This is a genomic window from Wolbachia endosymbiont (group B) of Sphaerophoria taeniata, assembly GCF_947179355.1.
GTDB lineage: Bacteria > Pseudomonadota > Alphaproteobacteria > Rickettsiales > Anaplasmataceae > Wolbachia.
On record NZ_CAMXAW010000003.1, the window covers coordinates 80,873 to 96,805 of the forward strand.

Here is a 15,933-nt window from a genome sequence, read left to right on the forward strand (position 1 = left end):
GTTAGTAATTGAGGAGTATGTATGTTTGATATTTTAAAAGACTCTAATGGCAAATTTAATAAAAAAAATGTTTTACCCCTTTTCAGTGCCACTGTAACTAGTATTATAATATTATTAAGTGCAACAGTAGTAATTCCAAAGTTTTTCTCTCATCCTTCTCTATCTAGTCCTCTCGGTTGGAAAGATCCAAGTTATAGTGAATTTCTTGCTACTCACATACCAGCTACCATAGTTACTTTCTCAATACTTGGTTTATGCATTTACCTTCCGATTGATAGCATTAGAAAAAACAAACAAATAGAGAATCTTAAAGCTAATTCTCAACCTAATTCATACATTTATAACACTTTAGTAAATGATGTTTCAGAAGAGCAAAGTATAGTATAAAGTACAATCAATTATAGATTAAGGCTTTAGAATCTTTTCATTTAGGTGCTTGTGATTAGCAACCATTCAGTTTACACTGTACCTAAGTATAGTTTAAATTTATGCTAAACAAGCTCATAGTTAAATCTCTTTCAGTATTACTAATTTTTCTACTATCTTTATATATAATACTACCAAATTTCTTTGATAATAAGTTTTTCACCTCAAAAAAGAGGATAAATCTAGGGCTCGACCTGAAAGGTGGATCATCTCTGCTTCTAAATGTAGACTTAGATTTTTACTTCAAAGAGAAACTAAGCATGCTAACCGATGAAATAAAAGAAGGTCTGTTAACACAAAAGATTGAATTTAGCGCAAAAAACGATAAACAAGTGGTTGTAACTTTAAATAATATTGATGATTACAAAAAAGTTTCAACGTTAATACATAAAATAAACCCAAATTTAGAATTGAGTAGAAAAAATACTGCAATTTTCATTTCATATAAACCGCATTATAAGAATTCATTAATCAATGAAGTAGTTTCAGAGTCAATAGTTAATGTTCAAAGACGCTTAGATAAGCTTGGTACTAAGGAAGTAAGTGTGCAAAAACAAGGACAAAATAAGATATTAGTCCAAGTTCCTGGAGTAGAAGACACTCAGCAGATAAAATCTCTGCTTGGCAAAACAGCCAAGCTGGCCTTCCATTTGGCAAACACCAATGTAGCTAAAATGCAAGATATCGATCATGACACTACGATTATGCTCAAGGATTCTTTGGGTAATTCCTACCCGATATTCCGCAAAACTGAAATAGGCGGTGATTCATTAGTTAACGCATCAGTTAGATTTGGCAATTTAGGTAAACCAACAGTACATTTCAAATTCGACAGCATAGCAAGTAAAAAATTTGCAAAAATTACTAAAGAAAATGTAGGAAAGCCTTTTGCAATTGTTTTAGATAACACAGTCTTAACTGTACCAACAATACGTGAACCTATTCTAAATGGAGAGGGAGAAATTAGCGGTAATTTCACTGAAAAACAAGCGAGTGAACTTGCAATACTTTTAAAATCAGGTGCACTACCTGCACCACTTAAAATAATTGAAGAAAAAAACATTGGTCCAAGCCTTGGAGAAGAGTCAATAAAAGCAGGAGAAATTGCAGCAATAATCTCTATCATAGCCGTTGGTTTATCTATAATCATTACTTACGGCAAATTAGGCTTATTAGCGTCTGTTGCACTCGTTTTTAATGTAATCTCTATACTACTCATTCTTACCTTACTTGAAGCAACTCTTACTCTCCCTGGAATTGCTGGAATTGCGCTAACTGTTGGCATGTCAGTGGATGCAAATGTTTTAATATTTGAACGCATCCGCGAAGAAATAAGAGCAGGAAAAAGAACAGCTCGTGCCATTGAAGAAGGATTTAAAAACGCAATAAAAACAATTCTTGACTCAAACCTCACTACACTGATTGCTGCAGGAATAATGTTCATTATTGGTAGCGGAGCAATTAGAGGGTTTTCTGTCACTTTATCGATAGGAATCCTGTGCTCGATGTTTTCTGCAATTATAGTCACAAAACTTCTGATAGAATTGTGCATTAACCCACAAAAGCTAGTACTTTAGTATCTGTTCAGCAGAGTGACAAAATAAGATAGACGAGAAAAGACAACTAAATGGTTGTCATGAAAGTAGCTATCCAGTCTTTTCGTCGTCAAAAACGTTGTAACATGCTCACCAATTTAGTGAGCATAAAACCAATATATTTGTGGAGGAAAAGGAAAAAAGAAACAGAAACCATCTTCAGGCTATCACAAAGGATATGGCCATAAGATTAAAGATATGGATAGATTTATCAAATTTCTGAATGGAAATCAGGATATTAGAATTGAAAAGATATTATTACTAAAAATTAAACATCAAACCAACTTCAATATTATGAGTGGATATATCGTCTGCAATAGGTGTTGGAATATTAAAGTAACGATAGCCGAGAAAGGTTTTAACTTCTGGAATTACTGAGTAATCAACACCAAGCTTTATTTGATAAACAAGCCAAGGAACATTCAGTGGCATTAAATTTTTAGATGATTTATCAATCCTTTTTAATCTAAAAACTGTTGATCCTATACCAAGACCAATATACGGAGCAAATTGAGTATTTTGAACATTAGGGTTATAGTAAAAATTTAATAAGAATGCAGATACACTTGCTGATTTATCAAATACCGGAGGAGAGTTACTATCTTCAATATTGACTTTAGAATACATGGTCTCAAAATCAACTCGGCCATTTTCTCCAGCATAGTAACCTACAGATATGCTGCTAAGCCACTGAAAATCAATTTTACCGTTAAATTTTTTTATGTTTTTAATTTCATCTCCTAAGAATAGGTCTAAAAGAAAACCACCATAACGGCCCTCAGCTAAAGTAAGAATTCTTTTTCCTATTGCACGTATACCCTCCACAAATACTTCTGAGCTATCAGAATATATCTTACCACCATTAGCACTAACATAGAAATCAAGTTTTTTTGATTTTTCCTTTGTAGGTTCAGCTTGATCTGCAATACTTGGCCACATATTTTTCTGATTAGCTACTTGGAAAACAGAAGGTGAACTACTTTCAAGTTCTTGACATTTTATTGGCACTTCTTTTTCAGTAACTTCTTCAGAATGTATCACACTTTCATTATTGTCCGTTTCTAATTTTAAGGGCTGCACTTGCTCAATGTGTGTATTGTTACTGATATAAGTAATAAAAAAATAGACACACGGAATGAAGATGAAAAATAAAGCAATAGATATTCTAATTATCATAAATGAATTATCACTTATAGTATAACTACTATATCATATATTCCTTTAATGTACAAAAATTAAGAAATAATATTTCCAATTAAACAATTATTTTCTATTCCTTTAACATGAGCTTTCACAATACTTTTAGCTTGAACTCTTGATGTAAGTTTTATTAATGCAAAATTTTCTGTTCTACCAATATTATTCTGCTCAACCAAAACGCTTTGCTCAGTGCCGAGCAAAGATTGATAAAAACTGCTCATCATTTCTTTATTTATTTCTCTTAGATGCTTTACTCGTTCTTTACGTACATTCTCTGGTATTTGTGGCATCCGTGCAGCAGGTGTGTTTTTCCGCTCTGAATATGGAAAAGCATGTAGATAAACTACATTTATTTTTTTCAGTAAATCAACTGTATCCTGAAACATTTCATCAGTTTCTGTTGGAAATCCAGCAATAATATCAGCGCCAAATGCTATATTAGGTCTTAAGCTCTTCATTTTATGATAAAATTCTATCACTTGTTCTCTATTGTGACGACGTTTCATTCTCTTTAGTATTAAATTATTACCAGACTGTAGACTCAAGTGTAAGTGAGGCATAAGTCTTGACTCATTAGCTATTAAATCCATTAGTTCATCATCAACTTCAGCAACATCAATAGAGGAAAGTCTTAGTCTCTTTAACTGTGGTATATCCTTTAAAACTCTTCTAATCATTGAACTGAGTGATTGCTTACCAAACAAATCTGTACCAAAGTCAGTAATATCAACACCTGTAAACACCACTTCTTGATACCCATTTTCTATAAAAATCTTAATTTGCTCTATAATATTGTTTACTGGCACAGATCGATTATTTCCTCTTGCCTCAGTAATTGAGCAAAATGTACAACTATGATTACAACCATTTTGAATTTCAATAAATGCCCTTGATTTATCTTCAAATCCATTAATGAGAATAGGTTCTACTTGGTTATCACTGACTAAGATTTCATCATTATTTAGTAGATAATTTTCAGCTCTTAGCTTGTCTTGATTACCTAGCACTTTACTTACACCAGGAATATCACTATATGATTTAGGATCTAATTGAACGGCACAGCCAACTACGATAATTTCTTTACTTGGGTCGTTTTTATAGATCTTACGTATTTTTTGCTTCACTTGGCGTTCTGCTTCGTTTGTCACTGCACAGCTATGCACTACAACAACATTTTCTCTCTTTGCTTTTTTTAATGCTTCTTTGATTAACTCACTCTCGTAGAAATTTAGACGACAACCAAATGTTATTACTTCATTCATGCTTTTGCTTTAATAGATCTAAATTATATCAAATATCCAAGCAAAATGACTATTTTTTTGGTAGATATTATAATTTAAGCATAACCTCTAGAGTTGAAAATCACAGGAAGAATTTGTAGATATACAGTAAGATCATTTAACATTTTGGTATTAGATTTCTTGCATAACTGGAATTCAAAGAGTTCCAGCTCGTGACGCTGGAATCAAGATTTTCTTATTGGATACCAAGCTGGCTGGTTATGCAAGAAATCTATTATATTCCATAAAAAAAGCTTAATGCCAATGATGTTAACCTCAAGCGAATATAAACCAAAAAACATTTTGCTAAACCTTGAAGCTCTACCATGCAAATTCATCTATATCATTTGGTACATAAGTATCAGAATAAGCTTCATCCAAACTTTCTGCTTTCCATGGAAGCCATGAAGAAGGTTTTATCTTCTCTAAAACTTTACCTGGTATTGATGTTATCTCTTGCTTTACGTCTTCTTTTAATTTTTCTATTTGTAACCGAGCAAAATCTTCCACGCGAACCATGAGTTTATCTGTTAGCTCTTTTATCATGTCTTGATTTTGTTCTGCAACTTTCTTTGTAATAGGTACGACAATTTTACTTATAATCTCTGTTCCTAATGGAACAACGATTTGCTTTGCAACCTGATCACTAACAGGTTTAATAAGGTAATCTGCTATACTCTTTGCTGTATCTCCAGTCAGATTTGTTACTTTTTTTAAACTATCACCAATAATACCATAGTTTTTTTGGTACATCATATCTTCATCAGCAACTTCATATCTTCCTAAATCATCATACATTCCCATTTGTTGGTGAGACAATCCATTTGCATCAGATACATATCCGTATTGGCTTTGTTGCATAGCACTGATAGGCATGTAAATCACAGTGAATTTACGCAGCTAATTTAAATTTAGCCATACCTATATCAGTAAATTTGTTCAATAAGTAGCACTTAATTAACAGCTCTTTTTCACGATTTACCTCTGATTTATTTTTCAAGCCAAACCCAAATATTTGCTTCAACCTATAGAAAAAGACTTCAATATAAGACCGTGCTCCATACTTAACTTTTTTCTTCCATTCATTAATACCATCTTCATAATTCTCATATGACCTAATTCTACTAATATACTTGTTTCTTTCTGATAAGTAGTCAGCTAAACAAATTTTAGTATCCTTCCTAGGGCGAATAATAGGCACAATATTGTATTTTCTGCATTCTTTATACACACTTTTTATATCATAAGCCGCATCTGCTCGAATAGAACAAATGTTATATTTATCACTGACTTCTTCTAACATATCGCAGACCGGCAAATAGTCTACAGCAACACCACTAGTGTAGTTCATGCTTATTGCTTTCTTATCATTTATGTTTAAAACAACATGTAATTTTCTTACTTGACCATAACCACTGTATTTCCTTTTTCGAATATTAAGCTTACTATGCCCACCGTTATTATTGTAGATACTAACTCTAGTGCTATCTACGGCAATTTCAACATTTTCCAGATCATCTTTATTGCTTCTATGGTCATCAATCTTCAAATTAAGCTTTTTAAATCTTCTGGAAGCTTGTGTATAGCTGATAATCTTAAGTTTTTTGCCTATTTGTACCATATAACCTTTTACAAAACCTACAGCTTGTCTCAAGCCAATTCTAAAAAGATGAACTATTATGTGTATTAAAATTACAACTTTATCACTATAAGTGTTATTGCCACCTGCAACTTTTGGACTATTTTCATACCAATTTTCTATGGCTTGATTAACAAAATGAAAAACATTTCCTCTTTTTTTGAGAAACTCGTTATATTCTCTTTGGTTACTTACTCTCATTTTTTGTGGCATAAGTTGTACTTGTTTGAAAAATGCCTATTTTACAACAAAATGCGTTAGTAGCCATATATTAAAAAGCTTTTCTTCTTACAATAACCTCAACCAACACTAGCTATGCAACAAAGCCATCCGTATTTATTAAGTGAATTGAAATTAGACCGCATAACATTTTCCTAATTACTTATATATTCCTATTTTAGTATGAAACAACTAACAAAACATTAACTTTTAAGAACTCTTCTCAATTAATACATCAATAAAGGTAAGACCATATAATTTTCTCCTTTCTTGATACTATTCTCCTCCGAACTTAGTTCACACAGTTATTCAGACACTTCTGAATTTACCACCCCCAATTCCACTGCTTTTTTATATTTTGACTAGGTTTTCTCCTACAATTAGATAATCAGTACTCTTATCTGAAATGTACCATATAACTACACCAAGCTACAAATATGACACAAGAGTTTAGATTATTTTAGTTATTCTCTTGTATAAGATACTCTTTATATCAAAAAGAGGACCATATGAGTGAAGCAACTTTTTCTGAAAAAAATCAGCTTTCTAGAGAAGACATAGCAGAGTTAACAGAACTTATGTGTCTTGAACGAAGTGAAGTAAGTGAAAGTGGAACAGGGCTATTAGAACTTATAGCTGAACAGGAGCAAATACTTGAGGATTTAGGAATAGAATCAAAAGAGCTTTTATGTTCTCAGCATACAGGAATGTATGAGAACCTTAGTCAGCCCTATTCTACGGATCTCGAGGTTTTATAGCAGATATATAGATTATCATTATTACTGATACCTACTCAAGAGTTGCTATGGCAAACAGAGAAAACTGCAATTACTGCCGCTAATCTTTTTAATATATCTTTCTTTGATGGTGCTATTATCGCGCATTTTGACTGATATGGGCTATGATAAACCAGAAAATCACAGCTATATTTAGGAATTGAGACAAGGCCTCATTGAGGTAAATATTGCTATGCAGACTTTTCTTGATAGCAAGCATATTGCTTTTTAGAAAAATATTAGTAGCATCAAACATAGAGATTGATATTAGTTTTTCTGTCAGATTAAGTTGCGTCTAGTACAACTGACTATGCAAATAAGCTAACAGAACTTGAGATATTTTAATTGTTAGTTTTAGAGCGTATTTTCGTGTTCATTGCTATGAATGGGCAGAGCTACCTCTTCGAGGTAGCTCATCGGATCACCTAAATCATGCTCTATTTCTACTTCAAACTTGAACCCTAACTTCTCGCAGAATTTATAGAAATATTCTTTAATAATATCAAATAAACTTATGCCATCAGTTTTATAATCTCTCAATTTTCGAGGTACAGTAAGTGACAATTTGCCATCTTTATATATCACATCATCTTTCCCATCTTGAGATTCAAGTGCGAATTCTAGTGAGCTGTTCAATTTACATAATTCTTCATTTGGCTTTACAAATACGGTGGCAGAGATTAGCTCTTTAACTGTGACTTCTACACGTTCTGAATTACTGCAATTAATATATGTTGTATGACTGGAGCTGAAAGTTAATTCATGTATTTTAGTTACATGAAAAAGAGGACTATCCTCATTATATAATGCACCTACATAAGCAGCTTGGTTACAGTTAGTAACTAGTTCTTTTAAGATAGAATCGCTTGGAACTTGAGCTTCAGCATATTTGAACATTTCCTTGAAAACTTCTTTTCCAAACGCACGATAACTTTTATTTTCATCTCCTTCTTTTGGTAATAGATGAGCGTACCCTTTACCTAGATTATAAAACCTTTCAAACTCCTCTTTATAATATTGGTCGGTTTTTTTATTGCCAGGTATCCCTTGATTTTTATAATACCTATCCCAAACTTCATCAAAATTGTATTGCTTAGCTCCGTCTATCAATGCACCAATTAAACTTTGGTCTAGATTTTTGCTGTTAATAACAAATCTCATTCTTCGAAAATCTTCATACATCTGCTCACCAGTGTTTGCTGACTCATTGGTTTTATCAGCCCTTAACCTGCTAAAATCAAACTTTTCCGCTTGAGCCTTTAGCGTAACTACTGGATTTCCCTTTTTTTCCTGTATAGAGTTGTTCATTGTTAATACTTTGATATGAATTGCTGATAGTATAATAATACATAAAAATAGTTAATATGTCAATAATATACTTAACATAGACAGTCATAATAGGGTGACAGGATTTTAGTAAGGCTCTATTATGAATAAACGGTTTTACACAGTATGAATGTTGATGAGCAGTCAAGTGTGCTGACTTTTCTAAATAGTAAAATTGAGAATATACTAAAGTTTCATTCCGCAATATTGCCTAAACTTTGCGGTGGAGACAGAGTAATGGACTTGCTGTTTTATAGGCCGCTCAGTTATGTGGATAGAAGTAAATCACTACCTGATGCTCAAGTGGGAGAATTTACAACTTTTGTGGCAAAAGTGTATGAGCACCAGCACCCCACTGTTAGAGGTAGGCCATATAAAATAATCGTTGAAAGTGAAAGTCAGTATTTATTTATAGTTTTTTTTAATTACTCAGTTAAATATTTGTATAAATTATTTCCAGTTGGAACAGATATAGTAATCAGTGGTAAACTTGAAAAGTTTGCCGAACATTGGCAAATTACTCACCCAGATTACATGTTGTCTGATATCAATCAATTTAAAGAAATAGCCTGCATAGAGCCAATTTACCAATTATGTCGCGGTATTACTAACAAGAGCATTAGAAACATAATAAGTTCTAATCTAAAAGATTTGCCTGATTTGCCAGAGTGGATAGATGAAACATTAATCAAGCAAAAGAAATGGCTGAATTGGAAAGAAAGCATCATAAGATTGCACAGACCGAGCTCACTCGCAGAAGCAGAAGTTTGCAGAGAAAGACTTGCTTATGATGAGCTATTTGCGTACCAGTTGGCACTAAAGCTTGCAAGGGAAAATCATGTAAAAAAAGAGGGAAAAGAATTTATAATATTGAGTAAATACAAAGAGCAGGTCTTAAATGAATTACCGTTCCAATTAACAAATGATCAAATTCGAGCGATAGATGAAATCTCAGAAAGACAAAAATCCAGATACCGCATGGTAAGTCTGCTGCAAGGTGACGTTGGGAGTGGCAAAACTGTAGTTGCACTCTTTGCGATGCTGAATGTGGTAGAAAATAACATGCAAGCAGCTCTAATGGCACCAACTACTATCTTGGCTGAGCAACATTATAATTGGATCGAAGAAGCTCTATCTTGTACTGATATAAAAGTTGCTTTGCTTACCGGTAAAACTGCGCGCAAGGAAAGAAAGATTATTATGAACGAACTTGCAAGTGGTATTTTAAATATAGTAATTGGTACTCATGCATTATTTCAAGCCAACGTTACATTTAAAAATTTAGGACTCGCAGTCATAGACGAACAACAGCGATTTGGAGTGATACAGAGGAATCGGTTGGTAGGAAAAGGAGAAAATACCGATATACTTTTTGTTACTGCAACTCCCATTCCAAGAACCTTGCAGCAAGCTATGTATGGTGATGTTGAATGTTCTATTTTAAGGGAAAAACCAAAATCTAGATTGCCAATAAAAACCGTTATTATGAACGTTAAAAAACTACCAGATATTATTCAAAGACTGAAAGATGCTATAAATAGAGGCGAAAAAGCATATTGGATTTGTCCATATATAGAAGAAAACGAAGAACTCAATATTGCCGCAGCAGAAATGCGCTTTCAGGAACTACAAAAGACATTTTTTGATAGAGTTGGAATAATACACGGAAAACTAACTCAAGAGCAGAAAGATCAAGTGATGTTTTCCTTCAAGAGGAATGAATTTTCTCTGCTTGTTGCAACTACTGTGATAGAAGTTGGTATAGATGTACCAGATGCAACTATTATGATTATAGAGAATGCAGAGCAGTTCGGGTTATCGCAATTACATCAGTTAAGAGGTAGAGTAGGACGAGGAAGTAAACCGTCTTTTTGTGTACTGTTATATGACAATCTCAGTAAAAGTTCGTATTCAAAGTTAAAGATTATGTGTGAGTCACAAGATGGATTTTATATTGCTGAAAAGGATATGATGCTGAGGGGTAGCGGAGATATTCTAGGCACAAAACAATCAGGGTGCATGGAGTTTAAATTTGCTGATTTATATGAGGACAGAGAATTGCTCAACCTTGCATATAATAGTGAAAAAGGTACAATAGCTAATTTTGAATTACTGCTTGATATATTTGAATATAGAAGTAGACTACATTTTTCAAAATTTCAGTAATCTTTCAAGCCATAACCCTCATGAGTAGAAATTCCTTGACAGACGGGAGTATTTAACAAACCATATGCGTCAAGTTAAGGAAAAATAAGAGTGAAGAAGAAGTTTTTACCATAAGAATAAATTGTGCAGAGTTAATAGCAGGCCCTGTAAACAAAATGTTAGCAGGTCAAATTAATCAAGGGCAGGAAGTATAAAAATGGAAAAAAAGCGGTAACTTAGCCTAATAACAATAAATATATATAGAAGGTACCGTTTTAAAGAGCACAAAAGGAATACACAGTAAAAGCGAGAAGAAGTTGAGAGTATGTATGGAAGCAGTGTGGAGAAATGGCTGCCAATGATCAAAAATTTACTGCAATTACAGAAGTATACATAAGAGGTTTAAAAGGTGGTGTAAAAAGGGAATTTTGGCAAAATGACTTAAGTATGCACAACAAGATCCAGATTTGCATAATTGATGATCAGATGTCATTCATGCTCAGCCTATATATAGAAAAAATTCTCAAGCTCAAGAGGGCTTAGGGTGGAACTAAAATTCATGGACTTGTTGACGCACGTAATTAATTTCTTTTTTTAAGTTAATTAATGTTAACAAGCCACGTCTGCCTGTAATCAGGTTAATACCAAAATATAATGTAGGAGAAGAAATGGGCAGTGCTATGCAACAATTTTTGTTTCTTTCTAACCATGCTTCCATATGAAAAACATATGACATAAAAAGGCAAACAAAAAGCTAAGAACCTTGACGCGCTTTACATCTCGGCTTTACCTTATTTATAATATAAACTTTACCACCCCTTTTCACAACTTTACAATTTTTATCTCTGTTACGATGAGATTTTAGTGACCCTTTAACTTTCATATCTATAGTAAGAATAGAATTACCTTACATTATGATCACTGACAGAGAGTTAGTCAATTGATAAATTTTTCACATTTTATTAAAATATTGTATAATTGTTGCTGATACTTCTTCGATCGACCTTTGCGTAACATCAATAATTGGCCAGTTATTTTGCTTAAAGAACTCCTCCGCTTCTTTAATTTCCTTTTCTACTTTTCTAGGGTCAGCATATATATTATTACCTTCATTATTAATTGAAGTCAGTCTATTTTTGCGTATTTCTATTAGCCTTCTTACGTCTATTGTTACTCCTATAGTCAGTTTATTTTTTAATTTTGCTAAGTCGACGTAAAAGGGTATCTCGCTAACAAAAGGAACATTTGCAACTTTATAGCCTCGATAAGCTAAATACATACTGGTGGGAGATTTTGATGTGCGTGAAACTCCAACCAAAATTATATCGGCTTTATCAATATCTTGAATATTTTGTCCATCATCATGATTAATGGTATAGTTTATTGCCTCAATGCGCTGAAAATATTCGTTATTTATTTCAGTATATAGGTCAAGTTTTTCATCTTTTTCAATTTCAAGATAGGATGAAATTTCTCTAATAATATGTGATAATATTGCTCTATATGGAATTTTTAACTTGATACAATTATCTTTTAGATATTTTCTGAGTCCATCATCAGTAATAGTACATATAACAAAGTTATGCTCATCACTTTTTCTATTAATTTCCTCTAAAATTTTGTCAATCTGCTCTTCTCCTTTTACAAAAGACCAAACATATTCGATCGTTTCTACAGAACGAAAGTGTTTCAGAGCTGATTTTGCAACTGATATAACAGTTTCACCACTTGAATCTGACACTAAGTGTAGGTTAAGCTTTTTAAGGGTCATCAACGTTATAATAAAAATAATAGCAAGCAATCTGCTACTGAAATTGTGCTAATTTATTATACTACGTAAATATAGAAAAACTATCTTGTTGATAAAACTCAAACTAATTGATAAATTCTTAACACAATTATTCTCAAAATGAATGTTTTTATTAAAGCCTACAAATTTCACTTCTTTTGCTAAAAAAGCTCTACCTTGGCTTGGGGTTATTTGTTTCGCATGTTTTTTAATTGGAATGTTCTTGGCATTATTCTTCTCCCCAGGAGATTATAAACAAGGAGAAATTGTACGAATTATGTATCTTCATGTGCCTTCTGCATGGCTTGCTCTTGGAATATACGGACTCATTGCATCACTCAGTTTCATTTCGTTGGTATGGAACAATAGTGTTGCTAGTGTCTTAGCACATGCCGCTGCTCCTGCAGGGACAGTCTTTTCGGCAATATGCTTAATCACAGGTAGCATCTGGGGAAAAGGAACATGGGGTACTTGGTGGGTATGGGATGCAAGGCTTACTTCAATGCTGATTTTGTTTTTTCTGTATGTTGGTTATCTTTCATTGTGGAGCGCTTTTGATAATCAAGCAAGAGCAGAGAAATCATCAGCAGTATTTGCCATTTTTAGTGCTATAAATATTCCCATAGTAAAATTTTCTGTGAATTTATGGTCTACTCTTCATCAGCCAGCAAGTATTTTTAGAAAAGGTGGAGTAGCAATAGAAGGTTCTTTACTGCTGCCACTCATTGCAATGTTTATATTTTGTACCACACTTTTTTTAGTAGTGTGGATACTTAATGCCCTTCATTTAATTAATTTGCAGAAGATAAAGAGAGAAATCAGCATGCGATATTAGGTATATAGTTCCAGAGTGTAATGTTGTGAACAGCGACGGAAATTAAAATGTAGAGCAATCATCAGCAGAGACTAAGTGGTATAAAAAATAGCTGAAGAATGTAAAAAAGGAAGTGGTATAGATAAACCTGTTACCGATAGAGAAGGTGAAATTGATACGGGCGAACCTGTTACTGATGAAGGAGAGAATGAAAATGGAGAAATTACATCTCGAAAAGTAACCTCAGATTGTTCCAAGTATGAAAATTGTGGGCCATATTCTCATTTTTATAAAGTTGATAATGAGATAGGTTGTCAAGGTTTTAGTGCATCTGATTTACTAAAGGAATTATATCCTGAGATGTACAGTAATCCTAAGATTGCAAAATATATAGAAGAGGGAGCAAATGGTAATTATGGTGCAGTAAATTTTAAATTTGCCTTTACAGAGGATCTTAATTCAATATCCTGGCTTGGTAATATAGAATGTGAAAAATGTGTCGATGATCAAATAGAGTTAGCGTGTCAAGAAGAAGAGATTAAGAGTTTCTGTTACCCGAACGTTTACCGTAGTAATCCAGAATTCAACAAGAGCTTTTTTTCCAGAGGAGCATGTCCTAATCTCTTTAGAGAGTCCAGTGAAACAAGTGTTGTAAAAGCAAAACAAGTTGCACCATTGATACTTGTTAATACCTTAGGACAAATGATAGATAAAGAGGGTAATAACACTAAAGTATACTATGATGCATTGAAGCGTTATCTAAATGATGATAGTAAAATCAAGGATTGTGGAGATAATCAAAAGTGTAAGGATTATATTCCAATTATGGAGAAAGTTGCATGGAATAGTGATAAGGAAGTACTATTAAAAACTGCTGTTAATAATACGCAAGAAGCAAATCCTTACTATTATGGAAATGAGGATAATTCTACTTCCGTTGAATTTGGTTCTATATAATGCTGAATTTGTCTAATTTTTTCTACACTAGACACAATTTAGTCGTATCTGAACAAATACATAATCTATATAAAGAGGACGTAGGTACCATCTGTCCTTTTAAGGCATTTATGTCAATGATATGCGTAATCCATGATTTTAAACATGATGATCCTCCTAAGTAATACAAAAAAACTCAGAAAAATGTATATAGCTATGATAGAAGTTATCTATACATAAGTACAATATACTTTAACTAGAGATTATAAATTAATGAAGTTGAAAAGTCGTATCCGTTCAGCGGAGTGGCAGAATAAGGTAGACAAGGTGATCTAAAAAGATAATCATAGAGCAAAAGTGAGGTAATGTGGTAAACCTTTTAGAGCTTTGCAAAAATTTACAGCAAAAAATAGAAAAGTTAGAAGCAAAAATAGAAAAGCTGGAAAGGGAGAATGAAAGTTTAAAAGCAGAGAACAAGGCTTTAAAGATAGAGAACGCTGAATTAAAGGAAAGGCTTGGTTTAAACTCGAAAAATTCATCTCTACCAAGCTCTAGAGAGTTGTACAAAATAAAAAAGGACAAGCCAAAGAGCGACAGAAACGTTGGTGGTCAGGTTGGTCATAAAGGAAGTTTTCGCGCCAAAATGGATGCAGATGAGGTGATAAAAGTAAAGTTGTCATCTACTTGTGAATGCGGAGGAGGGATTGCAATATGCAATGGACCGTACATTCATCAAAAAGTTGATCTTCCGGAAATTAGGCCTTATGTAGTGGAATATCAGATGGAGCATGGTCGTTGCCGGAGATGCGGAAAAAGAAGAAGCAGTAAGTTACCAGAAGGTGTTACGTCAGATACATTTGGTCCAAGGGTTAAGTCAATAATTGCAGCGTTCAGCGGATTCTACAAAAATTCAAAACGCGAAATAGCGAGTGTCGTAAATGATATCTTCAATTTGAACATAAGCGTCGTTAGCATATCAAATAGTGAACATAGAGTTGCTTCAAAATGCAAAAAAATGTATGAGCAGATCGAACAAGAGATAAGTAGGAGTAAAGTTCTACATATTGATGAAACGAGCCATTATAACAAAGGTAAACTCGCTTGGTGTTGGATGTTTGCAAGCAATACGGCAAGTTTTGTGAAGTTGACAGAGTCAAGAGGAATGAAAGTTTTAAAAAATAACGCATGCTGCAATCATAATAGCTTAGTGGTAACCGACAGGTACGCAGTATACAATTACTTTGCTGATGAAAAAAGGCAAATCTGCTGGGCACACTTAGCAAGGGATTTTGAAAGATTAGCGCATAGTTGGAATATTGAAGTCAAAGTTCTTGGCTGTTACTTAAGAAATGTAGCTACTGAATTATTTGCACTAAAAAAGGCTTTGCTAAAAAATGAGATAGATGTTTTTAGATTTGCCAGACGTGCCAGAAAGTTGCGAAAACGTACAAGGTATTACTTGAAGGAAATATCCTACTTACCTGAAGCAATTGGAGCCTCTCGAGTTGCGAAAAATATTTTGAAATCTGAAAGAATGATGTGGAATTTTTTAGATGACCCAAAAAACATTCCGCTGACAAACAACCATGCTGAACAGCAGATACGGCATTATGTCGTTTACCGCAAAAATTCGTATTTTACACAATCAAAGCGGGGAAATGCATTCCTTGAACGGATAATTTCGTTATACTTAACATGGAAACAAAGGGGTCTCAATCCTTTCCAAAACCTCTTATCTATTGTTTCTTAAACCACTCTCCTGAACGGATACGAAAAGTCTGCAGACGA

The 15,933-nt window shown here is 33.3% G+C and carries 16 protein-coding genes; 8 read left to right on the forward strand and 8 right to left on the reverse strand.

Annotated elements, in window-relative coordinates; translation table 11 throughout:
• Positions 1-21 precede the first annotated feature (21 nt).
• Complete coding sequence (locus tag ONG75_RS04355) at positions 22-387, forward strand: hypothetical protein (protein ID WP_264336278.1); 366 nt, start codon at positions 22-24, stop codon at positions 385-387.
• A gap of 101 nt (positions 388-488) precedes the next feature.
• Positions 489-2,003: a protein translocase subunit SecD gene (gene secD / locus ONG75_RS04360; protein WP_264375870.1), complete on the forward strand. Its 1,515-nt coding sequence runs from the start codon at positions 489-491 to the stop codon at positions 2,001-2,003.
• Positions 2,004-2,282: 279 nt separating this feature from the next.
• Here secD and ONG75_RS04365 read toward each other — a convergent pair whose 3' ends face one another.
• From ONG75_RS04365 to ONG75_RS04380, 4 genes are all read right to left on the reverse strand, one after another.
• Positions 2,283-3,197: an outer membrane protein gene (locus tag ONG75_RS04365; protein ID WP_264375871.1), complete on the reverse strand. Its 915-nt coding sequence runs from the start codon at positions 3,195-3,197 to the stop codon at positions 2,283-2,285.
• Between the two features lie 59 nt (positions 3,198-3,256).
• Positions 3,257-4,483, reverse strand: a complete 1,227-nt coding sequence (mtaB, locus tag ONG75_RS04370) for a tRNA (N(6)-L-threonylcarbamoyladenosine(37)-C(2))-methylthiotransferase MtaB (RefSeq protein ID WP_010402133.1) — start codon at positions 4,481-4,483, stop codon at positions 3,257-3,259.
• A 339-nt stretch (positions 4,484-4,822) separates the two neighbouring features.
• Entirely contained in the window at positions 4,823-5,362 is a 540-nt protein-coding gene (locus ONG75_RS04375) for a hypothetical protein (protein ID WP_264375872.1), read from the reverse strand.
• A 31-nt stretch (positions 5,363-5,393) separates the two neighbouring features.
• Positions 5,394-6,353 carry an IS5 family transposase gene (locus ONG75_RS04380; protein ID WP_264375556.1) on the reverse strand — a complete coding sequence of 320 codons (960 nt, stop codon included), beginning with the start codon at positions 6,351-6,353 and terminating at the stop codon, positions 5,394-5,396.
• A gap of 515 nt (positions 6,354-6,868) precedes the next feature.
• On the opposite strand from ONG75_RS04380, the gene ONG75_RS04385 reads away from it, so the two are divergent.
• On the forward strand, positions 6,869-7,117 hold the full coding sequence (locus ONG75_RS04385; RefSeq protein WP_007301923.1) for a hypothetical protein: 249 nt from the start codon (positions 6,869-6,871) through the stop codon (positions 7,115-7,117).
• Positions 7,118-7,489: 372 nt separating this feature from the next.
• On the opposite strand, the gene ONG75_RS04390 is transcribed toward ONG75_RS04385, so the two are convergent.
• Positions 7,490-8,443, reverse strand: a complete 954-nt coding sequence (locus ONG75_RS04390; RefSeq protein WP_264375873.1) for a hypothetical protein — start codon at positions 8,441-8,443, stop codon at positions 7,490-7,492.
• A 144-nt stretch (positions 8,444-8,587) separates the two neighbouring features.
• Between ONG75_RS04390 and recG the strand changes: the two genes are divergently transcribed.
• Together recG and ONG75_RS04400 are read left to right on the forward strand one after the other, a co-directional pair.
• Positions 8,588-10,627: an ATP-dependent DNA helicase RecG gene (gene recG, locus ONG75_RS04395; protein ID WP_264375874.1), complete on the forward strand. Its 2,040-nt coding sequence runs from the start codon at positions 8,588-8,590 to the stop codon at positions 10,625-10,627.
• A 327-nt stretch (positions 10,628-10,954) separates the two neighbouring features.
• Positions 10,955-11,149 (forward strand): hypothetical protein, encoded by a 195-nt coding sequence (locus ONG75_RS04400; RefSeq protein ID WP_264331209.1) that lies wholly within the window; start codon positions 10,955-10,957, stop codon positions 11,147-11,149.
• A 7-nt stretch (positions 11,150-11,156) separates the two neighbouring features.
• Here ONG75_RS04400 and ONG75_RS04405 read toward each other — a convergent pair whose 3' ends face one another.
• The 3 genes from ONG75_RS04405 to ONG75_RS04415 all read right to left on the reverse strand — a co-directional run bounded on the left by ONG75_RS04405 (position 11,157) and on the right by ONG75_RS04415 (position 12,377).
• Positions 11,157-11,324 carry a hypothetical protein gene (locus ONG75_RS04405; RefSeq protein WP_264375875.1) on the reverse strand — a complete coding sequence of 56 codons (168 nt, stop codon included), beginning with the start codon at positions 11,322-11,324 and terminating at the stop codon, positions 11,157-11,159.
• A gap of 36 nt (positions 11,325-11,360) precedes the next feature.
• Positions 11,361-11,489 (reverse strand): type B 50S ribosomal protein L36, encoded by a 129-nt coding sequence (ykgO, locus tag ONG75_RS04410; RefSeq protein ID WP_006015378.1) that lies wholly within the window; start codon positions 11,487-11,489, stop codon positions 11,361-11,363.
• A 69-nt stretch (positions 11,490-11,558) separates the two neighbouring features.
• The gene (locus ONG75_RS04415) at positions 11,559-12,377 is read right to left on the reverse strand and encodes a pyruvate, water dikinase regulatory protein (RefSeq protein ID WP_264331331.1); all 819 of its coding nucleotides are present in this window, start codon (positions 12,375-12,377) and stop codon (positions 11,559-11,561) included.
• 142 nt (positions 12,378-12,519) lie between these two features.
• Between ONG75_RS04415 and ccmC the strand changes: the two genes are divergently transcribed.
• The 3 genes from ccmC (at position 12,520) to tnpC (ending at position 15,895) form a co-directional block, all read left to right on the forward strand.
• The gene (gene ccmC / locus ONG75_RS04420) at positions 12,520-13,230 is read left to right on the forward strand and encodes a heme ABC transporter permease CcmC (RefSeq protein WP_264375876.1); all 711 of its coding nucleotides are present in this window, start codon (positions 12,520-12,522) and stop codon (positions 13,228-13,230) included.
• Between the two features lie 339 nt (positions 13,231-13,569).
• Positions 13,570-14,166 carry a hypothetical protein gene (locus tag ONG75_RS04425; RefSeq protein ID WP_241653902.1) on the forward strand — a complete coding sequence of 199 codons (597 nt, stop codon included), beginning with the start codon at positions 13,570-13,572 and terminating at the stop codon, positions 14,164-14,166.
• A gap of 346 nt (positions 14,167-14,512) precedes the next feature.
• Positions 14,513-15,895: an IS66 family transposase gene (tnpC, locus tag ONG75_RS04430; protein WP_264375454.1), complete on the forward strand. Its 1,383-nt coding sequence runs from the start codon at positions 14,513-14,515 to the stop codon at positions 15,893-15,895.
• Positions 15,896-15,933 lie beyond the last annotated feature (38 nt).